Here is a 1,584-nt window from a genome sequence, read left to right on the forward strand (position 1 = left end):
CTACGAATCGAAGCCCCAGTAAACGGCGGCCGTAACTATAACGGTCCTAAGGTAGCGAAATTCCTTGTCGGGTAAGTTCCGACCCGCACGAAAGGCGTAACGATTTGGGCACTGTCTCAACGAGAGACTCGGTGAAATCATAGTACCTGTGAAGATGCAGGTTACCCGCGACAGGACGGAAAGACCCCGTGGAGCTTTACTGTAGCCTGATATTGAAATTCGGCACAGCTTGTACAGGATAGGTAGGAGCCTTTGAAACGTGAGCGCTAGCTTACGTGGAGGCGCTGGTGGGATACTACCCTAGCTGTGTTGGCTTTCTAACCCGCACCACTTATCGTGGTGGGAGACAGTGTCAGGCGGGCAGTTTGACTGGGGCGGTCGCCTCCTAAAAGGTAACGGAGGCGCTCAAAGGTTCCCTCAGAATGGTTGGAAATCATTCATAGAGTGTAAAGGCATAAGGGAGCTTGACTGCGAGACCTACAAGTCGAGCAGGGTCGAAAGACGGACTTAGTGATCCGGTGGTTCCGCATGGAAGGGCCATCGCTCAACGGATAAAAGCTACCCCGGGGATAACAGGCTTATCTCCCCCAAGAGTTCACATCGACGGGGAGGTTTGGCACCTCGATGTCGGCTCATCGCATCCTGGGGCTGTAGTCGGTCCCAAGGGTTGGGCTGTTCGCCCATTAAAGCGGTACGCGAGCTGGGTTCAGAACGTCGTGAGACAGTTCGGTCCCTATCCGTCGTGGGCGTAGGAAATTTGAGAGGAGCTGTCCTTAGTACGAGAGGACCGGGATGGACATACCTCTGGTGTACCAGTTGTCGTGCCAACGGCATAGCTGGGTAGCTATGTGTGGACGGGATAAGTGCTGAAAGCATCTAAGCATGAAGCCCCCCTCAAGATGAGATTTCCCAACTTCGGTTATAAGATCCCTCAAAGATGATGAGGTTAATAGGTTCGAGGTGGAAGCATGGTGACATGTGGAGCTGACGAATACTAATCGATCGAAGACTTAATCAAAATAAATGTTTTGCGAAGCAAAATCACTTTTACTTACTATCTAGTTTTGAATGTATAATCTACATTCATATGTCTGGTGACTATAGCAAGGAGGTCACACCTGTTCCCATGCCGAACACAGAAGTTAAGCTCCTTAGCGTCGATGGTAGTCGAACTTACGTTCCGCTAGAGTAGAACGTTGCCAGGCAAATGACAAATCGGAGAATTAGCTCAGCTGGGAGAGCATCTGCCTTACAAGCAGAGGGTCGGCGGTTCGAACCCGTCATTCTCCACCATTTATTCTTACATATAGCCGGCCTAGCTCAATTGGTAGAGCAACTGACTTGTAATCAGTAGGTTGGGGGTTCAAGTCCTCTGGCCGGCACCATTTATGGAGGGGTAGCGAAGTGGCTAAACGCGGCGGACTGTAAATCCGCTCCTTCGGGTTCGGCAGTTCGAATCTGCCCCCCTCCACCATCTATATATTGGGCTATAGCCAAGCGGTAAGGCAACGGACTTTGACTCCGTCACTCGTTGGTTCGAATCCAGCTAGCCCAGCCATTAGAGCCATTAGCTCAGTTGGTAGA

Annotated in this window: 4 tRNA genes and 2 rRNA genes; all 6 read left to right on the forward strand. The window is 51.1% G+C overall.

The window, feature by feature from the left end:
• Nucleotides 1–1,018, forward strand: a 23S ribosomal RNA gene (locus K0778_RS25915); the annotation flags it as partial.
• A 72-nt stretch (nt 1,019–1,090) separates the two neighbouring features.
• Nucleotides 1,091–1,205 (forward strand): 5S ribosomal RNA (gene rrf / locus K0778_RS25920).
• A gap of 12 nt (nt 1,206–1,217) precedes the next feature.
• A tRNA-Val gene (locus tag K0778_RS25925) sits at nt 1,218–1,293 on the forward strand.
• A gap of 16 nt (nt 1,294–1,309) precedes the next feature.
• Nucleotides 1,310–1,385 (forward strand) — tRNA-Thr (locus K0778_RS25930).
• A gap of 5 nt (nt 1,386–1,390) precedes the next feature.
• Nucleotides 1,391–1,474 (forward strand) — tRNA-Tyr (locus tag K0778_RS25935).
• Between the two features lie 9 nt (nt 1,475–1,483).
• Nucleotides 1,484–1,558: transfer RNA gene (locus K0778_RS25940), tRNA-Gln, on the forward strand.
• Nucleotides 1,559–1,584 lie beyond the last annotated feature (26 nt).

The organism is Escherichia sp. XD33 (assembly GCF_019375075.1).
GTDB classification, from domain to species: Bacteria; Pseudomonadota; Gammaproteobacteria; order Enterobacterales; family Enterobacteriaceae; genus Enterobacter; species Enterobacter flexneri_A.